The sequence below is a fragment of the Flavobacterium aquicola genome, from assembly GCF_003385115.1.
GTDB classification, from domain to species: domain Bacteria; phylum Bacteroidota; class Bacteroidia; order Flavobacteriales; family Flavobacteriaceae; genus Flavobacterium; species Flavobacterium aquicola.
Genome location: NZ_QUNI01000006.1, coordinates 258,915 through 284,718 on the forward strand (window position 1 = coordinate 258,915; position 25,804 = coordinate 284,718).

Annotated in this window: 22 protein-coding genes; 10 read left to right on the top strand and 12 right to left on the bottom strand. The window is 35.8% G+C overall.

The window, feature by feature from the left end; genetic code table 11:
- Position 1 precedes the first annotated feature (1 nt).
- A complete protein-coding gene (locus tag C8P67_RS12505; protein WP_211319912.1) occupies positions 2 to 517 on the top strand; it encodes a GNAT family N-acetyltransferase in 516 nt (171 codons plus the stop codon).
- A gap of 25 nt (positions 518 to 542) precedes the next feature.
- Positions 543 to 980 (top strand): DUF1801 domain-containing protein, encoded by a 438-nt coding sequence (locus C8P67_RS12510; protein ID WP_115813508.1) that lies wholly within the window; start codon positions 543 to 545, stop codon positions 978 to 980.
- A gap of 1 nt (position 981) precedes the next feature.
- On the opposite strand, the gene C8P67_RS12515 is transcribed toward C8P67_RS12510, so the two are convergent.
- The gene (locus tag C8P67_RS12515; protein ID WP_245980439.1) at positions 982 to 2,217 is read right to left on the bottom strand and encodes a molybdopterin molybdotransferase MoeA; all 1,236 of its coding nucleotides are present in this window, start codon (positions 2,215 to 2,217) and stop codon (positions 982 to 984) included.
- A 168-nt stretch (positions 2,218 to 2,385) separates the two neighbouring features.
- Here C8P67_RS12515 and C8P67_RS12520 point away from each other — a divergent pair, with 168 nt between their 5' ends.
- Positions 2,386 to 2,820: a hypothetical protein gene (locus C8P67_RS12520; protein WP_115813509.1), complete on the top strand. Its 435-nt coding sequence runs from the start codon at positions 2,386 to 2,388 to the stop codon at positions 2,818 to 2,820.
- A 530-nt stretch (positions 2,821 to 3,350) separates the two neighbouring features.
- Here the strand turns inward: C8P67_RS12520 and hemL are convergent.
- From hemL to C8P67_RS12540, 4 genes are all read right to left on the bottom strand, one after another.
- Positions 3,351 to 4,637 carry a glutamate-1-semialdehyde 2,1-aminomutase gene (gene hemL / locus C8P67_RS12525; protein WP_115813510.1) on the bottom strand — a complete coding sequence of 429 codons (1,287 nt, stop codon included), beginning with the start codon at positions 4,635 to 4,637 and terminating at the stop codon, positions 3,351 to 3,353.
- Positions 4,638 to 4,690: 53 nt separating this feature from the next.
- The gene (locus C8P67_RS12530) at positions 4,691 to 5,500 is read right to left on the bottom strand and encodes a glucosaminidase domain-containing protein (RefSeq protein ID WP_115813511.1); all 810 of its coding nucleotides are present in this window, start codon (positions 5,498 to 5,500) and stop codon (positions 4,691 to 4,693) included.
- 62 nt (positions 5,501 to 5,562) lie between these two features.
- Positions 5,563 to 6,456 (bottom strand): 1-aminocyclopropane-1-carboxylate deaminase/D-cysteine desulfhydrase, encoded by an 894-nt coding sequence (locus tag C8P67_RS12535; protein ID WP_115813568.1) that lies wholly within the window; start codon positions 6,454 to 6,456, stop codon positions 5,563 to 5,565.
- Between the two features lie 95 nt (positions 6,457 to 6,551).
- Positions 6,552 to 6,887: a hypothetical protein gene (locus C8P67_RS12540; protein ID WP_115813512.1), complete on the bottom strand. Its 336-nt coding sequence runs from the start codon at positions 6,885 to 6,887 to the stop codon at positions 6,552 to 6,554.
- A gap of 92 nt (positions 6,888 to 6,979) precedes the next feature.
- Here C8P67_RS12540 and C8P67_RS22130 point away from each other — a divergent pair, with 92 nt between their 5' ends.
- The 7 genes from C8P67_RS22130 to C8P67_RS12570 all read left to right on the top strand — a co-directional run bounded on the left by C8P67_RS22130 (position 6,980) and on the right by C8P67_RS12570 (position 14,482).
- Positions 6,980 to 7,156, top strand: coding sequence for a DUF5522 domain-containing protein (locus C8P67_RS22130; RefSeq protein WP_170141459.1), 177 nt, complete (start codon positions 6,980 to 6,982; stop codon positions 7,154 to 7,156).
- Positions 7,157 to 7,359: 203 nt separating this feature from the next.
- Entirely contained in the window at positions 7,360 to 9,339 is a 1,980-nt protein-coding gene (locus C8P67_RS12545) for a urocanate hydratase (protein WP_115813513.1), read from the top strand.
- 125 nt (positions 9,340 to 9,464) lie between these two features.
- The gene (locus tag C8P67_RS12550; protein ID WP_115813514.1) at positions 9,465 to 10,013 is read left to right on the top strand and encodes a DUF4136 domain-containing protein; all 549 of its coding nucleotides are present in this window, start codon (positions 9,465 to 9,467) and stop codon (positions 10,011 to 10,013) included.
- A 341-nt stretch (positions 10,014 to 10,354) separates the two neighbouring features.
- Complete coding sequence (locus C8P67_RS12555; protein WP_115813515.1) at positions 10,355 to 10,774, top strand: ACT domain-containing protein; 420 nt, start codon at positions 10,355 to 10,357, stop codon at positions 10,772 to 10,774.
- Positions 10,775 to 10,806: 32 nt separating this feature from the next.
- A complete protein-coding gene (gene ilvA, locus C8P67_RS12560) occupies positions 10,807 to 12,051 on the top strand; it encodes a threonine ammonia-lyase IlvA (protein WP_115813516.1) in 1,245 nt (414 codons plus the stop codon).
- A 74-nt stretch (positions 12,052 to 12,125) separates the two neighbouring features.
- Entirely contained in the window at positions 12,126 to 12,518 is a 393-nt protein-coding gene (locus C8P67_RS12565; protein WP_115813517.1) for a group III truncated hemoglobin, read from the top strand.
- 206 nt (positions 12,519 to 12,724) lie between these two features.
- Positions 12,725 to 14,482 (top strand): aromatic amino acid hydroxylase, encoded by a 1,758-nt coding sequence (locus C8P67_RS12570; RefSeq protein WP_115813518.1) that lies wholly within the window; start codon positions 12,725 to 12,727, stop codon positions 14,480 to 14,482.
- A gap of 128 nt (positions 14,483 to 14,610) precedes the next feature.
- Here the strand turns inward: C8P67_RS12570 and C8P67_RS12575 are convergent, their stop codons facing one another.
- The 7 genes from C8P67_RS12575 to C8P67_RS12605 all read right to left on the bottom strand — a co-directional run bounded on the left by C8P67_RS12575 (position 14,611) and on the right by C8P67_RS12605 (position 25,662).
- Entirely contained in the window at positions 14,611 to 15,231 is a 621-nt protein-coding gene (locus C8P67_RS12575) for a DUF4230 domain-containing protein (protein WP_115813569.1), read from the bottom strand.
- Between the two features lie 213 nt (positions 15,232 to 15,444).
- Positions 15,445 to 17,742: a translocation and assembly module lipoprotein TamL gene (gene tamL, locus C8P67_RS12580; RefSeq protein ID WP_245980441.1), complete on the bottom strand. Its 2,298-nt coding sequence runs from the start codon at positions 17,740 to 17,742 to the stop codon at positions 15,445 to 15,447.
- A 4-nt stretch (positions 17,743 to 17,746) separates the two neighbouring features.
- A complete protein-coding gene (locus tag C8P67_RS12585) occupies positions 17,747 to 22,825 on the bottom strand; it encodes a translocation/assembly module TamB domain-containing protein (RefSeq protein WP_115813520.1) in 5,079 nt (1,692 codons plus the stop codon).
- Positions 22,826 to 22,978: 153 nt separating this feature from the next.
- Complete coding sequence (locus C8P67_RS12590) at positions 22,979 to 23,938, bottom strand: GSCFA domain-containing protein (protein ID WP_115813521.1); 960 nt, start codon at positions 23,936 to 23,938, stop codon at positions 22,979 to 22,981.
- 111 nt (positions 23,939 to 24,049) lie between these two features.
- Positions 24,050 to 24,481, bottom strand: coding sequence for a hypothetical protein (locus C8P67_RS12595; RefSeq protein ID WP_147298233.1), 432 nt, complete (start codon positions 24,479 to 24,481; stop codon positions 24,050 to 24,052).
- A gap of 103 nt (positions 24,482 to 24,584) precedes the next feature.
- On the bottom strand, positions 24,585 to 24,815 hold the full coding sequence (locus tag C8P67_RS12600; RefSeq protein ID WP_115813523.1) for a hypothetical protein: 231 nt from the start codon (positions 24,813 to 24,815) through the stop codon (positions 24,585 to 24,587).
- Between the two features lie 52 nt (positions 24,816 to 24,867).
- Complete coding sequence (locus C8P67_RS12605) at positions 24,868 to 25,662, bottom strand: hypothetical protein (RefSeq protein ID WP_115813524.1); 795 nt, start codon at positions 25,660 to 25,662, stop codon at positions 24,868 to 24,870.
- Between the last annotated feature and the right edge of the window lie 142 nt (positions 25,663 to 25,804).

The following is a 25,804-nucleotide window of genomic DNA, read 5'->3' on the forward strand; positions in this document are numbered from 1 at the left end:
AATGAATTATTCCTTTAGAAAAGCCACAACTTCTGAAATTCCTGCAATTTGGGATATTTTACAACAGGCAATAGCAAGAAGAAAAAGAGATGGCAGTGAACAATGGCAGGACGGTTATCCAAATCCGGAAGTAGTAAAAAAAGACGTTGATGCAGGTCACGGATTTGTCTTAATCGAAGGAGAAAACATAATTGGTTATACAGCCGTATTAATAAACGACGAACCTGAATATGCAAAAATAATTGGCGAATGGCTTTCGAACTATGATTTTGTTGTATTTCACCGCGTAGCCATTTCAGAAAATCATTTAGGCAAAGGCTTATCAAAAAAAATACTGGAATTTATAGAAGAATTTGCTTTAAGTAATAACATCTACAGCGTCAAAGCAGACACGAATTTTGACAATATTGCCATGCTGAAAATCTTTGAAAAATCAGGTTACAAGTATTGCGGTAAAGTCTATTTTAGAGGAGGCGAAAGAAGAGCTTTTGAAAAAGTGCTTACTAAAGTCAATTAAAATCTAATTCAAATACAATTGAATCATGGCAAAAAACAAAACAACTGAAACAGAAATTAACGTGACTGATTTCATTAACTCCTATGTTGATAATGATCTGAAAAAAGAAGATAGTTTTCGGCTAATTGATTTAATGAAAGAATGGTCGGGATTTAAGCCCAAAATGTGGGGACCGACCATCATTGGATTTGGAAGCTACCATTACAAATATAAAACGGGACACAAAGGAGACGCGCCTATTTTAGGTTTTTCCCCTCGCAAAGCCGAATTTTCGCTGTATGTATACTATCCAACCGAAGACAACAAACATTTATTAAATGATTTGGGAAAATATAAAATGGGGAAAGCCTGTATTTATATTAAAAAGTTATCAGACATTGATATTTCAAGTTTAGAAAAAATCTGCAAGGCAACTATTGCTCATATCCATGAACATTATGGATCTGCTTTTGAAGAAAAGTAGATTATAACAAATACACCTCAACCTTATCCCCCTTTTTCAATTCATAATTCCCATCGGGAACATAAACCAATCCATTGGAAACAGAAAAAGAATTGAGCATTGACGAAGCCTGATGTGATAAAATTTCTGCCTCTCCGTTAGCAATAGCTGCTTTCAAAAATTGGGAACGCGTGTTCCTTACTTCATAATCATGACCAATTGGCAATAAAACCGCCTGCTGATAATTAGCTTCCGCACCAGATAATATAGCCAGTGTAGGCAAAACATATACATAAAAACAAGTCAGACAGGCTGCAGGATTTCCAGGTAGGGCAAAAACCATTTTATCCTTTAATTTACCCGAAAACAAAGGCTTTCCTGGCTTTTGATTTACTTTGTAAAACAAGGTCTCTACTTCCAGCTCTTTCAAAGCTCTTGCCACAAAATCATAATCCCCAACCGATATTCCGCCAGAAACCAATACAACATCATTGGCCGTTAAGGCTTCCTGCAGTTTATTTTTAGTATTTACAAAATCATCATTAACTTCATATAAAGTCACCGAATCATAATGCGCATCAATCAATGCCGACTGCAGCATAAGACCGTTGCTTTCGTAGACTTTTCCGTATTCCAGCGGTGTTCCGGGTTTGGACAGCTCATTACCAGTAACTACAATTCCAACCTTCGGTTTTTGAAAAACACTCACTTTTGCAAAACCAAGTCCGGCCAAAAAACCAATCGCTGCAGCATTCAAAACTTTTCCTTTTTCAAGTGCTAAATCTCCTGTTGAAATTTGTTCGCCAATTGGTCTGACATTGGTTTCAGACTCAACAAGTTCATCCAGTAATAATTGTGTTCCGTCTACAGTTACCATTTCAATCTGGATAACCGCTTGCGCCGAATCAGGGACTGCAGCACCCGTAAAAATCTTTACAGCCTGCCCCGGAAGCAATTCAACCTTATGCGAATCACCTGCTTTAACTTCTCCAATAATTTCATAAACCAAAGCATCGTGCAGACACAAAGCGAATCCATCCATCGCCGATTGACGAAAAGGCGGCATATTGATTGGCGACAAAAGCGACTCAGCCAAAATATGTTTTCTGGCTTTTGAAAGCGGGTATTCTATTTTTGGCAAAACTGGTAAATTAGCTTGTAATATCGAAAAAGCTTCCTGTACAGAAATCATATGCAGTGAATTATATTGATTTTCAAAAATACGATTCGCAAATGATTTTATGATACTATTACGCATAAAAGTTAACAAACATCTGCTCTCCCTTTTGTTACAAAATTTCTAAAGCCAAAAAATATTCTAACCAAAGACAATAATTACAAATTATTTTTCAAAAATAAAAGTTAAAACATTAAACCTTTGACTATTAAATCTGTCTTATCCCCATAACTTAAAAACAAATTGAATATGAAAACACTAATAATTGCCTTAGTATTTGGAATTGGAGTATCTGGATTTGCACAGGTAAGCACACCGCAGCCTGGTGACTCGTACCGAGAAAAAACTACTCCAGAACAGCGTCAGCAAAAACATTTGGCTCATCTTACCAAAGAATTAAATCTTGACACCAAACAACAAGAAGCTGTTGGTAAAATTTTAGCAGAAAAAAGTGCCAAAGCTCAGGATCTAAAAGCTCAAAGAGCCTCCAGAAAAGACAGCGGAGAAAAATTAACTGCAGAAGAAAAATCAGCTCTTAAAGATAAACTGCAGGCCGAAAAAGAAGACACCGAAGCAAAAATGAAAGCTGTTTTATCAGCCGAACAATATCAAAAATGGCTTACGATAAGAGATGAAAACAAAGAAAAAATGAAAGACAGAATGAGAGAAAGAAGAAAACTTTAAAAATCTAAGAGCTTTTTTCTAAAAATAAATCCACTAATTAGCAATTCCCATTTAGCTAATTAGTGGATTTTTTTTCAGTCGCTTTTATTTAGAAACCTAAGTTTTGTTTAATTATTTGGAGCAGAAAGATCAGGTATTTTCAGGAAGTTCCCTCCCGCTCTACGTTGCAATCTTGAGGGCTGAAACCCAGCCCCCAAGGATTTTCACTACGATCGGGGCTAAAAATCAACAGTATTGCTTTTTTGTAGTTATCAAAAAAAGAAAAGCTAAATAATTGAATTCAGATTTGACAAGTTTACTTTCCTGCAAGGTTTTTTTCAAACCTTGTAGGTATCATTTTTCAAAACACTTAGCTATTCCAATAATATATTATTCACAAAGTTTGTCAATTCCGACATAGGAGGAATCTCCGCAAGTAATTCCGTAATCAAAATCCCAATCTTTGTCGAGCTTCTAACGGAGATTCCTCCTCCGTCGGAATGACAATATTCTGTAAAAATTCGTTGAATATTGATTAAGGTTGGACTATTTTAAAACGTTTTAGAAACCTTATCAATCGCATTAATAGTAAAATCTAAATCTTCATACGTCAAAGCATCAGTAATAAACCAAGTTTCGTAAGCAGATGGTGCAATATAAACTCCTTCGGCTACCAATCCGTGGAAGAATTTCTTGAAAGTTTCATTATCTCCAGCACCAGCCGATTTAAAATCATTTACCGGATTCGCATCAAAATGTACCGAAATCATTGAACCCACACTGTTGATCGTAAAAACAACATTATTAGCTTTCAGAACTCTCTCGATTCCTGCACCCAAATAAGCGGTTTTTTCTTCCAGTCTCTTGAAAATTTCGCGGTCATTGTCCAAAGCCTGAAGCATTGCCAATCCCGCAGCCATTGCTAATGGATTCCCTGACAAAGTTCCCGCTTGGTAAACAGGACCTAATGGCGCAAGGAAATTCATAATTTCCTCACGAGCAGCAAAAGCGCCCACAGGCAACCCGCCACCGATTACTTTTCCGAAACAAACGATATCAGCATTGATGTTGAACAATTCCTGCACACCGCCTCTGGCTAATCTAAAACCGGTCATTACCTCATCAAAAATCAGCAGGATTCCGTTGGCCGTACACAGTTCGCGCAGACCTTCCAAAAATCCTTTCGCTGGCGGAATACAGCCCATATTTCCTGCAACCGGCTCAACGATTATAGCTGCAATTTCATTTTTATTGGCTTTGATTAATGTATTCACATTTTCCAAATCATTGTAGCTGGCAAGCAAAGTATCTTTGGCTGTTCCCGAAGTTACACCCGGACTGTTTGGAGTTCCAAAAGTAACAGCTCCGCTTCCTGCTTGTATCAAAAATGAGTCGGAATGACCGTGATAACAGCCTGCAAATTTTATGATTTTGTCTCTTTTTGTAAATCCGCGTGCCAAACGTACTGCGCTCATACAAGCCTCAGTCCCCGAATTCACAAAACGGATTTTATCAATATTCGGAACCATCGAAACTGCAAGTGATGCAATTTGGGTTTCCAGTTCGGTCGGCATCCCAAAAGATGTTCCTAGTTTTGCTTTTTCAATTACGGCTTCAACAACTGGTTCGTAAGCGTGACCCAAAACCATCGGTCCCCACGAATTAATATAGTCGATCAAACGGTTTCCGTCTTCGTCATATAAATAAGCTCCTTTGGCACTTTTTACAAATATTGGCGTTCCTCCCACGGCTCTAAAAGCTCTTACTGGTGAATTTACTCCTCCTGGGATTACTTTTTCTGCTTCAGCAAAAAGCTGACTGCTTCTTTGATAGATCATTATGATTTATGATTTTAGATTTTTGACTTTAGATTTTAGATTGAACTGATAACTTACTTAACAATCAGCTTCTGTCCTATCGAAAGTGTATTATCCGTTAAATTATTTTTTTGTTTTAATTCTTCTACGGTTAAATTAAATTTTTTGGAAACCGAATAAAATGTATCTCCTTTTTGAATCTCGTAAAGATTAGCTTGGTCACTGCCAAAATCATCCTGAACCAGCACTTTAGTTTCTTCTTTTTTTCCTGCTTTCCCTAAAACCTTATTATCATATTCATGCAGATTATAGGTTTCGATATAATTAATTAGTTTTTCAGGATATTTTGGATCCGTGGCGTAACCTGCTTCACGCAAGCCTTTTGCCCAGGCTTTATAATCTCCTTTTGGCAAAGTAAACAATTTAGCATATCTATTTTTGCCTGTTAAAACCATCGCGTGGTCTTTGTACGATTCGGAAGCCTGCTTGTATTTTCTGAAACATTCATTTGCAGTATCATCATCTTTATATATTTTGTCACCCGTCCAATCATGACATTTAATTCCGAAATGGTTATTAGCATTTACCGCCAAATCACTTTGACCTGCCCCAGATTCCAAAATTCCCTGCGCCAAAATAATACTGGCCGGAATTCCGTAGGTTTTCATATTGCCCATTGCAACGCTATTGTATTGAGCAACATAACCATTGACTATTTCACTGGTTGATAATTTTTTGGATGCAGCACCGCCACCGCTGCCGTTTTGAATAGGTTTAGAATATTTCCAGCCCACCGGTTTTTTGGTAGTCTGAATTTTTGATTTTGAAGAACCACAACTGATGAGAGTTGCAATTAAGAGAAATAAAAATATTTTCTTGACCATATTTTGATATTGTTATTGCAATTGTTTTTTGATATTGCAATTGTTATTGATTTTTGCCATTGTCATTGAAATTGAATCAATGTGCTGTTTTTCTTTTTCAAAAGCGTATTCATTCCCGAAATTCCCTGCAATCCTCCTGTATGAATCAGCAGAATTTTGGCATTAGCCGGAAAAAAGTTTTTCTGAATTAAATCAATAACGCCAAAAACCATCTTTCCAGTATAAACAGGATCCAATGGAACTTCGGTTTGTTTGTAAAACTGATTAATAAACTGAATCAATTCTTCATTCACCTTTCCGTAACCGCCAAAATGATAATCGGTTATTAAATCCCAATTTTCGCTGCGGGCAAATTTACGAATTTCATCTTTTAAAAAGTCGCCTTTTAACGCTGGAAATCCCAAAACTTTTTGGTGTGGCAATGCACTATTGATAATCCCCGAAATGGTTCCGCCCGTTCCCACCGCCAAACAAACGTAATCAAATTGGGCATCTTCATCTGTTAGAATTTCTTCACAGCCTTTTATGGCGTATTCGTTGGTTCCGCCTTCGGGAACTAAGTAAAACGAGCCGAATTTTTCTTCTAGTTTGGTTATAAAATCAGGTTCCGTTTTAAATCGATACGCTTCTCTGGTTACAAATTCAAATTCCATTCCGCATTCTTGAGCGAACTTTAGAGTTGGGTTTTCGGCAATTTTATCTCTCAATTCATCACCTCGGATTATACCAATTGTTTTAAAACCTTGCTCTTTTCCCGCATAGGCGACCGCTGCAATATGATTGGAATAGGCTCCGCCAAAAGTGAGAAGTACTCCCTGATTTTCGGTTTTCGCCTGAAGCAGATTGTACTTCATTTTGCGAAATTTATTTCCCGAAATAAAAGGATGAAGCAAATCTTCCCGTTTGATTTCGAGGGTGATTCCATTTGGGAAATTGTATGTTATTTTTTGATTCAAAGTTTTTGTTTTAAAATTAACCGCAAAGAGCACTAAGAATTACGCTAAGTTCGCAAAGCTTTGCGTTCTTTGCGCTTACTTTGCGAACCTTGCGGTTAAATATTTTTCAGGTACTTCAAAAAACTAAAAATTCTTCTTGTTTTAAGATAATCCAAATTGAGTTCATTGCTGTAAGCTTCCCTTTCAAAACTGATGTTTCTATAAGCCAAATTGGCGTTTCTGTACTGCAACAAACGTACCGCATATTCGACAAAATACCAAAGAAAAAAAGGCAGAACAAGCAGTTCAAGCTGTTGACTAATGTGTATTTTTTCATGGTTTACCAATACTTTATTTTCAGAATCGAAGCGGTATTTTATAATCACAAACGGGAAGACCGTGAGACCGCGATATCCTTTTGGAATTAAATATTTGGCAACGATAACATACATTGATTATAAAATTTATAGATTTGTAGAGGCAATTTAGCCAAATTCAAAGAAAAACACAATCGCCTTTCGGCAGATTTTAGCATAAAAACAGAATGGCAGAACAAAGTAATGAAAATAAATTAACTGAGGGCGAAGATTTTTATTATACGCCCGAAGGTTACAAATGCTTTACCGAAAAATACCATCTCAAAAGAGGCTATTGCTGTAAAAGCGGCTGTCGTCATTGTCCGTATGGGTTTGATAAGAAAACGGGGCTTTTGAAGAAGTAATCAGTTAGCAGTTTTCAGAAAGCAGAATTTTAGATTACAGAAAACAGTTTTTAAAATAGTCAACAGTAACAATGGACATTCTTTCTTTAAAATATAGAATTAAAATTTATAAGTCCTACCACAGGTCGGATATACGGTATCCTTAGTTTTTTTTATTAAAAAATACACCTATTTAAATTTTTAAATCTTTAAATAAAAAACTAATGACTTTTCAAGAACAGATACAACAAGGGATTCCATCCATATTGCCACAGCCAAAACCGTATGAAGCCAACATTAACCATGCGCCGAAACGGAAAGAGATTTTAACGGACAACGAGAAAAAACTAGCACTACGTAATGCATTGCGCTATTTCGAGCCAAAACATCACGCGGAATTAATTCCTGAATTCAAGAACGAACTAGAAACCTACGGACGTATTTACATGTACCGTATGCGTCCCGATTATAGAATGTATGCACGGCCAATTTCCGAATATCCTGGGAAAAGTGAGCAGGCAAAGGCGATTATGCTGATGATTCAGAATAATCTGGATTATGCGGTGGCACAGCATCCGCACGAATTGATTACGTATGGCGGAAATGGTGCGGTTTTTTCGAACTGGGCACAATATTTATTGACAATGAAATACTTGTCGGAGATGACCGAAGAGCAAACACTGACGATGTATTCAGGGCATCCGATGGGATTATTTCCTTCGCATAAAGATGCTCCAAGAGTTGTAGTGACTAACGGAATGGTGATTCCGAATTATTCTCAACCCGATGATTGGGAAAGAATGAACGCTTTGGGCGTTTCGCAATACGGGCAAATGACTGCGGGAAGTTATATGTACATAGGTCCGCAGGGAATTGTGCACGGAACAACAATCACGGTTTTGAACGGTTTCAGAAAAATAAAACGTTCTCCAAAAGGCGGATTATTCGTGACTTCAGGTCTTGGAGGAATGAGCGGTGCTCAGCCAAAAGCGGGAAATATTGCGGGCTGTATTACGGTCTGCGCCGAAGTAAATCCGAAAATCACGCATATTCGACACAGTCAAGGCTGGATTAATGAAGTGGTTGAAAATATTGATGAATTAGTCAAAAGAGTGGCTTTAGCGAAAGCCAATAATGAAACGGTTTCTATCGCCTACCTCGGAAACGTGGTAGATGTTTGGGAACGATTTGACGAAGAAAATATAGTAATTGATTTGGGTTCTGACCAGACATCGCTTCACAATCCGTGGGCGGGGGGGTATTATCCGGTTGGAATCTCATTTGAAGAAGCCAATAATTTGATGGCTAATAATCCTGTTTTATTTAAGGAAAAAGTGCAGGAAACATTGCGTCGCCACACAAATGCTATCAACAAACATACCGCTAAAGGAACGTACTTCTTTGATTACGGAAATGCCTTTTTACTTGAAGCTTCCCGCGCAGGAGCTGCTATTATGGCCGAAAACAATATTGATTTTAAATATCCAAGTTATGTTCAGGATATTATGGGACCAATGTGTTTTGACTATGGTTTTGGTCCTTTCCGCTGGGTTTGTACTTCTGGAAATCCTGAAGATTTGGCAAAAACAGATGCTATTGCCTGTCAAGTTTTAGAAGATATGGCGAAAACAGCTCCTGTAGAGATTCAGCAGCAAATGCAGGATAATATTCAGTGGATAAAGGGCGCGCAGGAAAATAAACTCGTTGTGGGTTCACAAGCCCGAATCCTTTATGCCGATGCCGAAGGTCGTGTAAAAATTGCCGAAGCTTTCAATCAGGCGATTGCCAAAGGAGAAATCGGACCAGTTGTTTTGGGCCGAGATCATCATGATGTTTCCGGAACGGATTCACCTTACCGAGAGACTTCCAATATTTATGACGGTTCCCGCTTCACGGCTGATATGGCAATCCAGAATGTAATTGGAGACAGTTTCCGCGGTGCTACTTGGGTTTCCATACACAACGGAGGCGGCGTGGGCTGGGGCGAAGTAATCAACGGTGGTTTTGGAATGGTGCTCGACGGTAGTCCCGAAGCTTCACGCCGTTTGGCTTCGATGCTTTTCTGGGATGTAAATAACGGAATCTCAAGACGAAGCTGGGCAAGAAACGAAGGTGCAGTTTTTGCTATAAAACGTGCTATGGAAGTGGAGCCACTGTTAAAAGTTACATTACCAAATTTGGTAGATGACGAGTTGCTAAACTAGCCAATTCTGAAAATAATACAATTTGTTAAAAGCTTTGTACAGTAAAAATAAATCGTCTAACTTTAAGACAGTAAACTTGGTACGATTTTTGAGCTAGTTTATTCGAACATAAATCACATTAAATCATGAAAACATTTAGATTCCTGCCTCTGTTATTACTTTTCATAGCTGCCTCTTGTGACTCAGTACAAGTATATTCTGATTATGATAAATCAGCCGATTTTAAACAATACAAAACTTTTGCATTTTTGAAATCCGGAATTGATAAAGTCGAAATCTCTGATTTGGACAAAAAAAGAATTCTGAACGCTATTGATCAGCAATTGCAAGCGAAAGGATTTACCAAAAGTGACAATCCTGATTTATTAGTTAATATTTTCACTAAATCCCGCGAAGAAGTCAGTGTAAACCAATTCAATGCTGGCTGGGGTTATGGCTGGGGTTATGGCTGGAATCCGTATATGATGTATGGAGGCCACACTACTGTTAGCTCATCTACCGAAGGAACATTGTATATTGACCTTATCGATGCCAAAAAGAAAGAACTGATCTGGCAGGGCGAAGGAACAGGAACTCTTTCTAAAAATATGGATCGCAAGGACGAGATCGTAAATAATATAGTGACTCAAATTTTAGCACAATATCCGCCAGCTCCTCCAAAAGCTAAAAAATAATGGTTTATTTTCTTAGTCAAGTCAAAAAATGAATACATTTGCAGTCTAAGCACAAAAAATGAAGAACTTAATTAACATCATCATTGTCATTATTATAATTATCATTCGATAATTATGGCGAGGTGTTATATAAAAAAGTAATCAATATACAATTTATGAAACCTCCCACGTCGGGAGGTTTTTTTATTTTAAACAAACATGAAAAATTCAGCAGTAATCATTAGCATCGTAATTATCATTATTCGTTTCACATGACGAGTCAGGATTCTATTTTCTAATACAGCCTTTCTCCGTTCAAATGAAGAAAGGTTTTTTTTATTCAAAAAATAAACTATCCAATAATGAAACAAGAATTCACAATAACACTTTTCAGTGAAAAACAGGAAGGATTAATCAATAAAACAGCCTTTATTTTGACTCGGAGAAAAATAAACATAAACAGCTTCTCCGTATTTTTTTGCAAAACAGTAAATTTATATCGTTTTACGATTACGCTTATTGAAACCGAATCGGCAGTTCAAAATGTCGTATATCAAATGGAAAAAATCATTGAAGTATTTAAATGTTATTTGCAGACTGAAACCGAGCTTTCTACTCACCAAATTCTACTATTAAAGTTTCTGAATTCTGATGAAAAAGCTAAACAGGTTACATCAATTATCAATGCCATTCCTATTATTCGGGAAAATGATTATTGCATTTATACCAGTAAAACAGACAACGAAACAATGCAGCAATTAGACCTAATTAATTCTTTTTAATTCAAAAATTTTAAAATCCGAAATACAGCAAAATGACTTTATTTACAACAATACAGCAAGCACAAAAACAACTCCAAGGTGTTATCTCTCCTACTCCACTGATAGAAAACCTAAATCTATCCGAAGAGTTTTCGTCAAGAATATTATTAAAACGCGAGGATTTACAAGTTGTTCGTTCCTATAAAATAAGAGGTGCTTACAACAAAATGTCAACCCTAACCGATGCTGAAAAAGAACAAGGAGTCATTTGTGCCAGCGCAGGAAATCATGCTCAGGGAGTTGCTTATTCCTGCAATCTTTTAAAAATAATGGGCAAAATTTACATGCCCAAAACCACTCCCAAACAAAAAGTAAAACAAGTACAATTGTTTGGCAAAAATTATGTTGAAATCGTTTTGACAGGTGACACTTTTGACGACGCTTACGCAAAATCTGTAGAAGATGCCACTCAAAACAGCAAAGCTTTCATTCATCCTTTTGACGATTTAGAAGTAATAGCAGGACAAGGAACTGTTGGTTTAGAAATACTGGACGATTACCACGAACCTATCGATTATGTTTTTATCCCCATCGGCGGTGGCGGACTGGCTTCCGGTCTATCAACTGTATTCAAACAATTGAGTCCAAATGCAAAAATTATTGGAGTTGAACCTCAGGGCGCTCCGTCGATGAAAACCTCTATCGCCAATCATAAAAACACTGCATTGGATACTATTGATAAATTTGTCGATGGCGCAGCGGTAAAACAAGTTGGCGACCTGACTTTTGACATTTGTCAAAAAAACGTAGACGATATTATTCTGGTTCCCGAAGGAAAAGTATGTACGACAATATTGCGTTTATACAATGAAGAAGCTATGGTAGTAGAACCTGCAGGAGCATTGACCATAGCTGCACTGGATTTTTACAAAGAAGAAATAAAAGGCAAAACTGTAGTCTGCATTGTTAGTGGAAGCAACAATGACATCGAGAGAACCGCCGAAATAAAAGAACGATCCCTGCTTTATGAAGGATTGATGCATTACTTTATGATTCAGTTTCCCCAGCGTCCTGGAGCTTTAAAGGAATTTGTAAATGATATTCTGGGTCCTGACGATGACATCACTTATTTTCAGTTTGCCAAAAAGAACAGCCGTGAAGTAGGATCGGTAGTTGTGGGACTGGAATTGAAGAATCCGAATGACATTGATGCCATCAAAAAAAACATGGATACCAAAGGATTTGAATACCGTTACCTTAACGAAAGACACGACCTTTTCACCCAACTGATCGGATAAATTAACAACTCTTTTTCAGTCGCATTTTTAATTATACCGTATCTTTGGAAGAGCATTTTTCACATCAAAATATCATGACAAACAAAGACATTTCAAATATAGAAGATATCAAATTATTAGTCAATACCTTTTATTCAACCGTACAGAAAGACGATTTAATCGGTGCTATTTTCAACGAAAAAATAGGTGACCGCTGGCCGGAACATTTGGAAAAAATGTACCGCTTTTGGCAGACTATTTTATTAGAAGAACATACCTATTCCGGGAGTCCTTTCCCTCCGCACCGACAGTTGCCTGTTGAAAAACATCATTTTACCCGCTGGATGGAAATTTTCACTGAAACAGTCGATACTCTTTTTGCAGGTCCGCTTGCCGAAGAAGCCAAACTAAGAGCAAAAAATATGGCCGAAATGTTCAACTACAAAATTGAGTATTTCAGGCATGAGGGAAAGCACCCTCTTTTGTAATACAAAAAACTGATAATAAATTACCGCAGATTTGCAGATTATAAAACAATACGATCTGCGAATCTGCGGTAATCAATTTTAAGACCTTGCTTGTAATTCTTATTATAATAAGAAATACAATCTCTTAGTTTGTTAAAGTCATGGCTAAAAATTCCTTTTCATTTCCTAAAAATTGTACTTTTGCTTAAAACTATATCGTTTTCGTTATGACCTCAAAAATAAAAAGCAATCCGTTATTGGATCGTTTACCAAAGCATTTAAAACAATTTATCAAACCTCAGGATTACAGCGATTATACGCCAATTAATCAAGCAGTTTGGCGTTATGTGATGCGCAAAAATGTGGATTATCTTTCAAAAGTGGCGCACAGTTCGTATCTGGAAGGCCTGAAAAAAACCGGAATTGAAGTAGATAATATTCCAAGTATGTACGGTATGAACCGAATTCTTCAAGAAATTGGCTGGTCGGCGGTGGCGGTGGACGGATTTATTCCTCCCAATGCTTTTATGGAATTTCAAGCGTATAATGTTTTGGTGATTGCTTCTGATATTCGTCAACTCGAACATATTGAATACACACCTGCTCCTGATATCATTCACGAAGGTGCCGGACACGCTCCTATTATTGCCAATCCTGAATATGCGGAATACCTGCGCCGTTTTGGTGAAATTGGCTGTAAAGCGATTTCTTCGCATAAAGATTATGAAATGTATGAGGCGATTCGGTTGCTTTCTATTTTGAAAGAAGCTGAGGGCACTCCGCAAAGCGAAATTGAAACTGCCGAAAAAGCAGTGGAAGACCTGCAAAACAACATGGGTGAACTTTCTGAAATGGCGCAAATTCGAAATTTGCACTGGTGGACTGTAGAATATGGTTTGATTGGCACATTGGAAAACCCAAAAATATACGGCGCTGGTTTATTATCATCCATTGGCGAAAGCGCTTGGTGCATGACCGATAACGTCAAGAAAATCCCTTATGATTTTTCGGCTGTTCATCAAAGCTTTGATATTACCAAATTACAGCCACAACTCTATGTAACCCCCGACTTTGCTTATTTGAGTTTGATTCTCGAAGAATTTGCCAATACAATGGCTTTGCGCACAGGAGGATTATCGGGAATGGAAAAACTGATTCATTCGAAAGCTTTAGGAACTGCTGAATTGAGTACTGGATTGCAGATTTCGGGCGTTTTTACAACTGTTATTGAACATGAAGGCAAACCTATTTACTTTCAAACTACAGGAAAAACGGCTTTATCATATCGCGAAAAAGAATTGGTCGGCCACGGAACCGAAACACACCCTGATGGTTTTGGAAGCCCGATTGGCAAGCTAAAAGGCATCAATCTTGCCATCGAAGATATGAGTCCGCGTGACTTAAAAGCGTATGACATTTATGAAGGACAAACTGCAACTCTTGAATTTGAAGGTGACATAAAAGTAGTTGGAGAAATCATTACCGGAAAGAGAAATCTGCATGGAGAAATTATCTTAATCTGTTTCAAAAACTGTACGGTTACGCGCGGAGATACTGTGTTGTTTAAACCGGAATGGGGCAATTATGATATGGCGGTGGGCAAAAAACTGGTTTCGGCTTTTTCGGGTCCTGCTGATGTGAATAGTTTTGATTTGATTTCGCACGTTCCTTCGAGTAAAACCATTAAAGCCAAACAAACTGCCAAAAGAGATGATCTAGAAGTATTGTACCAAACTGTGAGAAGTATTCGAGAATCGAATGATACTTCAACTTCATTGGAACCTATTTTTGAAAAACTGCTGAATAATCATCCGAATGATTGGTTACTTTCTGTAGAATTAGTCGAGCTTTTGCACTCCCGAAACGAAACAAATCTGATGGGACAAATACTACTGCATTTGGAAAACCTAAAAAAACAGCGTCCAGAAATCGAAAAATTAATTTCGAATGGACTGGAATTGATTTTTGAAAATGAGATTGTATAACACGGAAAATATTTGACTTCATTTAAACGCAAGGTTCGCAAAGTTTTACACAAAGAGCGCAAAGCTTTGCGAACCTTGTGCTTTTTACAATCTTATTTTCTTTGCGATCATTGCGGTAAAATCAAATTCTACAACTTCAGATCATGCTGAAGGTCTTTTTCGTTGTCGATGGTTTTGCCGTTGTATTGCAGTTTCCAGCCCATCGTATTGGTCACAATTAAAATCTTGGAAAGTTCACTTATCAATCGGTTTTGAGCATTGGATTTCAAGGATGATTTATCAATTTTCTTAGCTAAGTTTGCTCTTACCGATTTATTAATTTTATTGTAATCATCGCCTGTAAACGGATTCATCTGGCTTTGCTGAACATCATAATATTTGATGTCAGGGCTTATTTTGATTTCTTCTTTTGGGACACTTAAAATAGTGATGGTTTTATTGGCTTCGTCGATATCATATTTCAACTGGTGCAAATCATACGAAACTGTAACATCCGCATTGACAATTACGATTGCTTTTTTCTCGAATGAAAGCATATCCATCATATATTTCTGCTGGTTTTTATAGGTGATCACTTCCGAGAAATGTCCTTCGGTAACAACTAATTTTCCAACATTGACAATTTGTTGCTGAATGAGATTGGTGTTGTATTCTAAAGACGAATCATCTCCTTTTTTGAATTCGCAGAATTTGAAAGCCAAAATTATTATGACTACTATTACCGCTACGGCTACTATTCTTTTAAGCATATTTTGCATTTCATTCTTTTATTTTAGCCAAATTAATTCTTTTTTTTAAAATGCAGGCAAAAAAGCCAAATGTTTCCCTTTAGCCCCGATGGGAGGGAAAATCCTTTTATTTTTTTCTTTAAAAAATAAAAGATTTGGAAGGACAGCGGGAATCCATGCTTCCTGAAAATACCTAATCACTCTGCTCCAAAATAGTAGCAATTGGACTTGTTTTTAAAAAGGATAACCAATCGCAATATTCAGAATCAGGTTTTCTTTTCTCCAGGTACTGTTTCCAAAATCAATATCGTCAATTACCCATCTGTCGTTTTCAGGCAACCAGGGTTTCCTTAGCGGAAATGCCAAATCGGTTCTTAAAATTAGGAACGACAAGTCAAACCGCAGACCGGCTCCGGCACCAACGGCAATGTCTTTCATAAAATCTTTGGAAATTTCAGCTCCGGGCTTAAGTGGATCGGCGTTTAAAAGCCAAATATTTCCGGCATCTACAAATAGTGCTCCGTTGACAATACTAAAAAGTTTTGCCCGATATTCGGAACTAAACTCTAGTTTAAAATCCCCCGATTGGTCAGGTAAATAAGAAGAATTCGGTGTTGGTGTATTGAAAAAACTTCCGGGACCGAGGGTTCTGGCTCTAAAGGCACGAATACTATTGGTTCCTCCAGATACAAATTGTTTTGATGTAGGCATAACACCTGAATTTCCATATGGCAATCCGATGCCTACGATGATCCTGCTTACCAATTCAGTTTCTTTTGTCAGCTTTAAATAATGACGGAAATCGGTTTTGACTTTTGCGTATTGACTCAGCGGGACATCAAATATTTTTACGGTATCTTTTTTCTTGATATTGGCCCCAGTCAGTAGACCTGTTATGTTACCTGCCAAATCCAATTCTCCGTTAAAATAGAAGGTGTGTTTTTTTCGTTTTTGCATGGTATTCGTGTACGTGTACGAATAGGTTGGTCCAAAAATCAACTGCTTTTCAATTATTTTTCCCAATGCTGGATCATCTTTAATGTCTTGCTGATATTCGGGTGTCACATTATTTGGACTCACATAGGTAATATCCATGACATTTAACTGATGTTCTTTCCTGATACTTTCTCTCCAGAGGTAACCGAAAGAAGCATTAAAAGAATTCAGCGAATACAATTGTGTTCGGTTTTGATATTCATACCGAAGCGTAGCCTTGGTTCTGGGAACAAATTCGCTGTTTCCCTGAATATTAAACGGCGTAATAAATCTAGGCCACGTAAGGCTGGTTTCGGTTCCTAGCTTGAATATATTATGTCCTTTATTTTCGCCTGCAAGCTGAAAATCGGCACCGCCAAATACGGAGACTGTAAGCAACTCCGCACCTCCGAATAAATTTCGATTATTCCAGTTTACATTAACTTCTGAACCCGTATAACTCGCCGAATTTGTTTTCCCTAGAACTTCAAAACGAATAAATTTCTTTGGTAAAAGCGTTAGATAATAATACGAATCCAAAGCATTTTTCACACTATCGGATGGCTTGAATTCATTTTTTACAAAATTGAATGTCCCCAGATTCACAAAACGGTTCAATGTGAGATTATGGTCTTTCCGATTGTATAAATCTCCTTTTTTGAATAGAATTGCTCTGTCAAAAACCCTCGGATTAAAAGTATCTGCAGTGTCAATAATTGTAAAATCATTGTACTGCACGATGTCTTCTTTTTTATATTTAATGGTGTCTTTGGAAACCGAGAAATTAGGATATACTATAATTTTATCAATTTTATAGGCTTCTCTGGCTTTTTCGGGCGTTTCTTCTTTTATTTTTAATTTAATATTGACCTGCTGATCGCCCTTTGTGCTGTCAACCTGAGCCAAAATATAATCTGGGTTAAAATAGTAAAATCCTTTTTCTTTTAATCTCGCATCAATACGTTCGCGTTCGGTTTTTATAATATCCAGATTGTATGGATTTCCTTCTTTTAATAATGATCTGCGTTTGGTTCTGGCGATGGCTTTTCCCAAAGCAGATGAATCTTCAGGAAATTTAACTTCTTTTATTTTGTACTGCTTTCTCGGCTGAATGGTATATTCTGCAGTTACTCTTTTACTTCTCACAGTAGAATCGGCGCTGACTCTGGCTTTAAAATAACCGTGGTTTTCTGCAAAACTTCTCAAAACATTCGCGTTGTAATCGAGATCGACTTTGCTAAAAAGAACAGGTTCTTCACCAACTTTATTTCGAAGCCAATATCGTATTCCTTTATCTTTCGTAGGTTCTCCAGCAATATTGTAAAACCATAATTTTGGGCGAAGGCCTAAGAATTGTTTATTCGGTTTAGGACGTAACAAGCCTTCCAAAGCTTTCTCCAGTTCTTTTCTTTCTTTCTTTTTCATAACAGAATCCTTCACCATCACAGAACCTCCTGTGTACAGCAGATCGCCCTCTGGCAGATACTTGGTATTACTGCATCCATAAACAAAAAGTAAGGACAGCATTACACAATATTTCATACAATTGATTTTCATATTGCTATGTTTTTTGCTCATTACCCTGAATTTGTTTTTCGAATTTCTCTTCTTGTTTTTCTATTCGTTTTTTTCTCTCTTTACGTTCCTTTTCCTCTTGAATTATACGTTTTTCTTCTTCGGTACGGTGAAAAAGTTCACGGAATTTATTGTAGCTCATCGTGATTACAAATGCCACACCGGTTTCAATTACCTGACCTTCAACTGCCACCTGATATTCATTTTTGCGGTAAGCGCGAACCATATATCGGCCGTCTTTTGTAAGCTGATAATCCAGAGAAACGTCGCCGGCAATATTTGTAGTTTCTTCATTGGCGCGTTCTTTTCCTTCAACACCAAAACTGCTTCCTACGGTAACTTTCAATCGGTCATCAAGCAGTTTTTTGGAAACAGCCACATTCAAATCGGTTCTGTTTTCCATATTTCCAGAAGTATAATCCTCTGTTGATTCCAAATCAAATTCTAATTGAACACCGCTTATTAACTCGGAAGAAAGGTCATTCAATTGCTGAGAAAGTATCTTGCTTACACTTTGTCTTGCCAAAGATTCGGCATTGGTTCCACCGCTTTCGCTTGCAAAAGGATTTTCGCCAACAAAACGATTCAACAGTAAAAGCGCAAAAACCTGTTTGTTTAATTCGGCTGGTTCTTGTCGCAATTGTTCCAGTTTTGTTTGAGAAGCCGAAACAATATCGGAGGAAACTCCATAATTTCCATCGGGAAGTATTATATCAAAAGTAATTTCGGGTTTCAGCAATTCGCCATTCATTTTTAATAAAGTCTGAAACGGAATTTTCTGCTTGTAAGTGTTTTTTATTGTCGGACTTACTGCTCCCAATTGGTTTCCGAGCAAATCAATTGGCGGAGCCTCTACTTTATAAATCGCCGTAATATTCAAAGTTGCCATTGTTGGCTCACCATTCCAAATGATATAACTTCCTTTCTGAATATTAAATTTTCTTCGGATTGCATTAAAATTCATTTCATAAGCTCCGTCCGATACTTCGTATTTACCCGTAAGAGTAGTTTTTCCCGAAGGGTCAATTCCGCCCGTAAGTTGGGCTTCACCTTTTAGGTTAAGATAATCGCCGTTTCCTTTATCGATAATCAGTGTCAATTCTGCTTCTTTAGACAACGAAATATCAACACTGACGTTCATTCCGATTAAGTCAGATCGATTGAGTTTTTTCTTCATTTCCACGGTTTGTTTCAGATATACATTATCTTCATTTACAAACTCTACAATTCCTTCTCTCTCAGCAATCGACGGATCTGATTGAGGCAAAACCACCGTGAATTTGGTCTCTTTGTTTATTTTTACATCTCCGCCTACAATTGGATTTTCAAGCGTTCCTTTTATGTCTAATTTCGTGTCCAAAAATAAATCTCCGTAGAACAAATCATTGTCGGTTGCTTTTGAATGTATGGCTCTGAAATCATTTGCCTTTACTGTTAAATTGAAATTATAGTTTCTAAAATCCGGCGACTGAATTGTTCCGTTAAGTGCCATTACATTACTATTTTCATCGTAAAGTGTAAAGCTGTCGAACGTAATTACATCGTTGCTGAAAGTGATTTTTTCATTCTCGGTTTTAAAATAAGAATTGAGTTTTGTGATTCTGAAACTGCTATCGTTGAAGTTTAATTGACCATCAACTTTTGGTGCTGATGCATTTCCTGTAATTTTAAAATTACCTGATAAAAATCCAGCTCCGTCAGTCACATTTCCCATCGAAAAGCCCTGAATACTTTTAATGTTCAGTTTATTGATGTCGGTATTCAAATCTAAATTTCCATCATTGATTTTGTAATTTCCATTGACTTTTACGTCATTTCCTTCACCGTTCAAAACCACATTTGCCGTAAGCACATCTGCTGTTTTGTTATCTACTTTTATTTCGATATCCCCGACAGGTTCCGCCTTGAAAGCAAAGTCGTCAATTTTTATGTCCGAAGTAAAAATTGGCGATGTCATCACGTTTTCGACAACTGCATTTCCGTTGATTAAACCCTGCATCAGCAGTTTGTCTTTTTTAACAATATTCAGAATGGTTTCGATTTTGAAATTCACAAAATCAACTTCAATTGGTGCGTTATCCTGAGTTCCTTGTGATTGAATCTTTAGTTCGTTGCCCGAATTATCTAAGAAAAACTTATTAACGAACAGTCTTTTATCTCCAAATTCAATTGCATTTTCAGGATTGATATTCCATTTGTCATAATTAAGAACAAAATTATCGGAGTTAATTTTCAGGATATTTTTAGCATCCTGACGAAGAAATTCTCCCGCAATCATATACTGTTCTTTGTCTTTGGTATCTTTTACCTGCAAGGCGTATGAAAGAATATTACTCTCGACTTTACCTGATAAACTGGTAAACGGAATCTTTAATTCTCCGCTTTCTATTGTTGCAAACGAAATTTGGTATTCCAAAGTATTTTCTTTGGCTTCTACATTTATTTTTCCGTCAGCGATTGTATTATTGGCATAAACAATTCTCGGAATCGTTCCTTTTATTTCCAAAGAATCAGTTTTATTATTGTATTTTCCACTGATATTAATTGGTTCTAAACCTGTCAATTTAGGAACCAGTTTAAAAAGTATTGGATCGTTATCAATTGCCAATGTAAAAGCCAATCGCTGTTCATCTGATTCAGCATTCACTTTCGGATTTTGCAGATCCATGTATTTTGACAATGATTTTTTTACTGCCGAGGTTAATGTGGTTAGTTTGTATTTTCCATCCACTTCAGCTTTCAAAAACTGGGATGATATTTTGATATTGTTTCGGGTATTATCCGAAAAAGCAATTACACGAACAGAATCCAAAACAATTAATTCTTCCTGCAAAACCTGAATGTTCGAAAGGAATACTTTTCCGTTCAGAAAATCAGGGTTGCTGTTGGCAATATCAGCATCAACATTTCCACGCAGTTTCATTGGTCCGGCATGAAGATTCAGCTTTTCCAAATCGGCGATGTCGAGGTTTAATTTCAATTTTACAGATGGATATTTGTCTTTTGTATTTCCATTGGCAGTCAAATCAAAATTCAAATTTGGATCTTTCATTCCCGATTTTACTGCAAAAGATCCGTTGCTGATATTTCCTTTTAAAGCTAAATCCCTGTAGGTATATCTATTGAATACCGCTTTTTGAACCAAACCATCCAATTCGGCCTGAGCTGTTTTTGGATCCAAACCTTTGCCTTTTACTTTCGCTTTAAGCGTAATTTTTCCGATAGAATCATTTTTGATTAATCGACCCAAATCAAAATCCATTAACGAGACATTGGCATCATATTTCTCTTGTTTTTTAATGCGCTGATCAAATAATGCATCCACTTTTGCATTTCCGAAACTGCTGTTCAGAGCCAGATTGGTTTTGAAATTCTGAACAGAACCTTTAAATTTTCCGGCTAAATTAAACTGCGAAGGCAACTGAATATTCTTTGGGATTGTTCCTGTAGGTACAAATGAATAGACATCTTTAGCTGTACTCGACAGTTTTTTGATATTCAAATCATAATAGGCTTTTTCACCATCGGGCAAACCTTTAATTTTTCCCGAAAGTGAAACTCTCGTACTTCCAATTCCGCTCATTTCGAACAACGGAATATTCAAATCTTTTATTTTTCCGTTCAAACGGGTATTCAGATATAAAACCGCATTTGGATTACTTTTAAACAGATTCGTTTTTTGTAAATCGGGAGCAAAAAGCAAAATGTCTTTGAAACCGATTTTAGACTGATTCAAATTAGCATCAATCGAAAGATTTGCAATGTCTTTTTTCAGAGCATCAAGCGATGGATAAGTGACTTTGATTTTATTCTGAAGAAGTGTCTGAGGTGTTCTCAAATACAAATTGTTCAGCTCTGCATTTTTTGGTCCATAAAAGAAATCGGTTTTTAAAGCCTGAATCTGCAAACCGCTTTTTTCATTTACAGCCAATGATTTTATATTTCCCGAAATAGTATCATTTCCGTAATATAATTTCTCGGCTTCAAAATCAAATTTGTTTAAATCCAGATGGTTGTAATCAATACCTTTTGGATTGGGTTTGGCCTGCATGTCATCAAATTTGAAAGCGATATTCTGCAGATCGACATCGTTCAATTTTACTTTCCAGCCCGCTTGTTTGATAGCAGTCGAATCCAAATTTGGCGTTTGAAGCTGTTTATCTTTTGCTCCTAATCTCAGATTTCCTTTTAGATTTTTTAATTCGAAAGAATCAAAATCCAAAAGCTGTTTGTTTAAATCAATTTCATTGACAGCCAATTCCAAATTGCCCAAACGTATTCCCGAATCCAGTTTAGAATCTTTGTTATCGTATGAAACATCAATATTGGATAAATTGATTTTATCTAGTTTCAACTTGAAATCGCTTCTTTTCGAAATGCTATCAACGGTTTTTACAGATACTTCAGCAATTTTTTCGACAGCATCTTGATTTAAGAATAATTTCAGTCCGTTTAAATTAATTTTTGGAATGTTGAAATCCATTTCGTCCAAATCAAACTTCTTGAATTTGGTGTCAAAATGAGTGAGTTTTACCCGAATATCATTTTTAGAAAAATCATCTTTGAAGTTAAAGTTAATATTGTCGAGATTGACTTTTACAACTGATATTTTAAAAGGTTTGCTATTTGGATCTTTTGGCTCATTAGATTCAAAAGCTTTGATAATGTAATCAAAATTGAAAACTCCTTCTTTGTTTCTAGAAATATTGGCTTTTACATTTTCAAGCGAAACGGAATTGATTTCGAGTTCGGAACTTATTAATTTAAACAGATCAACATCGACTTCCAATCGCTTTCCGGCGAGTAAAATATTCTTTTTTTGATCTTCAAAATAGAATCCTTCCAGAACAACATCTTTAGGGAATTTGATAGAAATATAGTCTAAAGCAACTTTGGTTTTTATTTTTTCATTGAGATAGGTAACTGCCTTGTTTTTTACAAAATTCTGAATTGACGGCACCTGAATTAAAACGATAAGGAGAAGTAAAATAGCAATTATCGAAGCGACGCACCAAAGCAATACACGAAGTGTTTTTTTTAGATAATGAATGGATTTTTGATTCATAAGTCAATAAAACACGTTAAACAAAAGCCTTATCATGAAGCACAATTATACAATTTACAAAAATGTAAAAAATATACTTCAACAAGTTACATAATTTAGCTTAAATGTTCTAAAATTTTACGGAACGAATTATTAGTATTGAATAAACGAACCTTAAAACCTTATATGCTGAAATTTTTCCTTTATAAAATTGATCTTCTGGTTCAGGTTTGCCAAGAATTTAAGATGCTGTTCCGAGTCAGGATTAAAACTGCGGTGGCTGAGACCTTTTTGGATTTCCAGCACATCTTTCATCGTCTGGAAACTGTTTTCGTTAATACAGCTTTCACTAAAACGTTCCCAGATATAATCAATAGCGGTCTGGTTTGGATGCAACATATCCTCGGCATAAAAACGATAATCGCGGAGTTCGTCCATCATGATTTCATAGCTTGGGAAATAGACTGCAGATTTTAGATTGCAGATTTTAGACTGCAGATTGTTATGAACCGCAGTAATTAAATTTGCTTTACTCCATTGATTTTCTACAAAACCGTCTTTGAGATGTCGCACTGGCGAAATGGTGAAAATGAAACTGCAGTTTGGATTCAATTTTCCGATTAAATCAATAGTGTTTTGAATTGATTTTTGGATAATTTCAACAGAAAGTAATTCTTTTGTAAACTGCTTTTGCGGTACTTTATGGCAGTTGGCAACAATAGTATTTTTTTCTATATTTCGATACACCCATGAAGTTCCGTACGTAATGATTATATGACTAGCTTCATGCAATTGTTTTTTGGTTTCCGCCAAAATTTGATTCAAATTCTTCACAAGTTCATCCTTATCCGAATGACTCAAATCCGAATGCACCTCAAAACAATGCCAGCGTTCGTTATGAAAAAAAACATCTTCCTCAGTAAATAAAACCCCATTAACTGTTCTATCAATAATTTTCTCAATCGAAACCGGATTAAAAATAATCCCGAATGGATTTATTACATTTTGAAACTTAAAATACTGGAATTTGTCTCCCATATTTTCAGCAAAACAAGAACCCAATGAGACTATCTTGGAGTTGTAGTCTATTGGATTGTTTTTTTTGGGAATGGGTATTTTTGTTGTGAACTGCATTATTTATATTTCATGTAAATTTCGACTTTTTTTAGAAATAAAAAAACCAGACACGGATTGTATCTGGTTTTAGAAATTATTTTAAATCTTAATTAAGATAATTTTATATCCCTAGTATAAATATTCTATAGTATAAACACTTCCACTATTAGAAGTTTCAACTCTGGAAACAGGATAATTATCGGAATTATACGTGTATTTATTTGAATAACCCGAATTCAAAACATTATTCGAATCATATCTTTTATACGTTAATATATTATGAGTAATTCCTAACACATCAATCAAAAACAACTTGTTGTATCCAATAATATTTCTAGAAATATTATTTTTATCATCATAAGTGTATTCCCTTTTGGAAAACAGCACATTATCTTTATATTCTTCAATTTTTGATACTTCCCCTTCCTCATTTAACCAAATCTTTCCAGTTTTTGTTGTATTTTGGTCTGTTAAAGCAACTGAGGATTCTGTAAAACTAATTGTGGCATCTGAATTGTAAACATAAACTCGCTTACCACTGTCACCATATTTGGTTATCATTTTTTCACTAACTAATCTTTGCTTAGAATCATATTCATAAAACATCTCAGAGAATAAAGATTTATCAACATCATACCTTTTAACGTTTTGTATTAAATCTCCATTATAAGTATACTCCCAAACAGAATTTTTTACTAAAGCTAGGAATCATTCTTACGAGTTTTTTTCCTTTATAAGTATACTCAAAAAAATCAGATGCCACATTATTGTCTTTCATAATTATTTTTTTGGGCAAGACAGAACTATTAATAGCGGTATCTTCATTATCATCATCATTTGAACAAGAAGTTAAAACTAATAAAGATGTACATATTAAAAGTAGTATTTTTTTCATTTTTTTATTTTCAGAGTTTCGATTATAAATTAAAAACAATTCCTTTATTTAACTAATAAGTATATTCAGTTATATATTCAATTGTTTTTCCATCGCTTGTATAGGATGTCATTTTTGTAGGATACCCATTATCACTATAAATATAATTGCGGATATAAACAAATGGATTTAATAAACTGGCACCACTAATTGTTTTTATAATATTATTATTTCCACAATTAACCTCATTTAACAATAAGTTAAAACCTAAAATATTTTTGAGTGGATCATTTTTATCATCATACTCATAAGACCTTACATTGCGTTGATCATTGGTAACAATAAACTCTTCCTTAACGAGATTTCCATCTTTGTAATTTAAAATCCCTTGATGATCTTTTACTTCCATATTTGTTTTAGCATCTACCACATAATACACATAGGTAACTTGATTATACGCATTATGTGTGTAAACTGTTTTGTAAATATATTGCCCATTTGGATATTCAGTAGAAAACCCTTTTTTTAACATTCTTGTTTTTAGTTTTCCATTTTCATAAGTATACAATACCTCAGTATCTTTTATTTCCTCTCCTTTATTACCTAAATCAAATTTCACCTGCTTAACTATAAAATTCCCATCATAAGTAAAAACAGTTTTTGAATCCTCATCTACCGAAGTTAAAATTTTATTTCCATCATAGGTTATTACCTCTTTACTATTATCAGATGGAAAACCAGGAAAAGTCATAGAAATTGTTTTAGGCAATACCAAATTATTTCCTGAATCCGAAGAGGAATCATCACTAGAACAAGATGAAATCAGCACTAAAATTAAAGCCAAAAGAAAGTGTGAAAATTTTTTCATTTAAAAAATTACGTATTAATATTTTTACAAATATATAAAAAATCAAAACTAATTACCTATTAAGCTTCTATAAAAAATCCCAAGCGAGCTATTACTATAACTCACTTGGGATACATATTATGAAATCTATTTTATAAAGAAA

Excerpts from the sequence above, each read along its gene's own strand:
- C8P67_RS12505 (WP_211319912.1), top strand. The coding sequence starts at position 2 with ATGAATTATTCCTTTAGAAAAGCCACAACTTCTGAAATTCCTGCAATT.
- C8P67_RS12510 (WP_115813508.1), top strand. The coding sequence starts at position 543 with ATGGCAAAAAACAAAACAACTGAAACAGAAATTAACGTGACTGATTTC.
- C8P67_RS12515 (WP_245980439.1), bottom strand. The coding sequence starts at position 2,217 with ATGCGTAATAGTATCATAAAATCATTTGCGAATCGTATTTTTGAAAAT.
- C8P67_RS12520 (WP_115813509.1), top strand. The coding sequence starts at position 2,386 with ATGAAAACACTAATAATTGCCTTAGTATTTGGAATTGGAGTATCTGGA.
- hemL (WP_115813510.1), bottom strand. The coding sequence starts at position 4,637 with ATGATCTATCAAAGAAGCAGTCAGCTTTTTGCTGAAGCAGAAAAAGTA.
- C8P67_RS12530 (WP_115813511.1), bottom strand. The coding sequence starts at position 5,500 with ATGGTCAAGAAAATATTTTTATTTCTCTTAATTGCAACTCTCATCAGT.
- C8P67_RS12540 (WP_115813512.1), bottom strand. The coding sequence starts at position 6,887 with ATGTATGTTATCGTTGCCAAATATTTAATTCCAAAAGGATATCGCGGT.
- C8P67_RS22130 (WP_170141459.1), top strand. The coding sequence starts at position 6,980 with ATGGCAGAACAAAGTAATGAAAATAAATTAACTGAGGGCGAAGATTTT.
- C8P67_RS12545 (WP_115813513.1), top strand. The coding sequence starts at position 7,360 with ATGACTTTTCAAGAACAGATACAACAAGGGATTCCATCCATATTGCCA.
- C8P67_RS12550 (WP_115813514.1), top strand. The coding sequence starts at position 9,465 with ATGAAAACATTTAGATTCCTGCCTCTGTTATTACTTTTCATAGCTGCC.
- C8P67_RS12555 (WP_115813515.1), top strand. The coding sequence starts at position 10,355 with ATGAAACAAGAATTCACAATAACACTTTTCAGTGAAAAACAGGAAGGA.
- ilvA (WP_115813516.1), top strand. The coding sequence starts at position 10,807 with ATGACTTTATTTACAACAATACAGCAAGCACAAAAACAACTCCAAGGT.
- C8P67_RS12565 (WP_115813517.1), top strand. The coding sequence starts at position 12,126 with ATGACAAACAAAGACATTTCAAATATAGAAGATATCAAATTATTAGTC.
- C8P67_RS12570 (WP_115813518.1), top strand. The coding sequence starts at position 12,725 with ATGACCTCAAAAATAAAAAGCAATCCGTTATTGGATCGTTTACCAAAG.
- C8P67_RS12575 (WP_115813569.1), bottom strand. The coding sequence starts at position 15,231 with ATGCTTAAAAGAATAGTAGCCGTAGCGGTAATAGTAGTCATAATAATT.
- tamL (WP_245980441.1), bottom strand. The coding sequence starts at position 17,742 with ATGAAAATCAATTGTATGAAATATTGTGTAATGCTGTCCTTACTTTTT.
- C8P67_RS12585 (WP_115813520.1), bottom strand. The coding sequence starts at position 22,825 with ATGAATCAAAAATCCATTCATTATCTAAAAAAAACACTTCGTGTATTG.
- C8P67_RS12590 (WP_115813521.1), bottom strand. The coding sequence starts at position 23,938 with ATGCAGTTCACAACAAAAATACCCATTCCCAAAAAAAACAATCCAATA.
- C8P67_RS12595 (WP_147298233.1), bottom strand. The coding sequence starts at position 24,481 with ATGATAACCAAATATGGTGACAGTGGTAAGCGAGTTTATGTTTACAAT.
- C8P67_RS12600 (WP_115813523.1), bottom strand. The coding sequence starts at position 24,815 with ATGAAAAAAATACTACTTTTAATATGTACATCTTTATTAGTTTTAACT.
- C8P67_RS12605 (WP_115813524.1), bottom strand. The coding sequence starts at position 25,662 with ATGAAAAAATTTTCACACTTTCTTTTGGCTTTAATTTTAGTGCTGATT.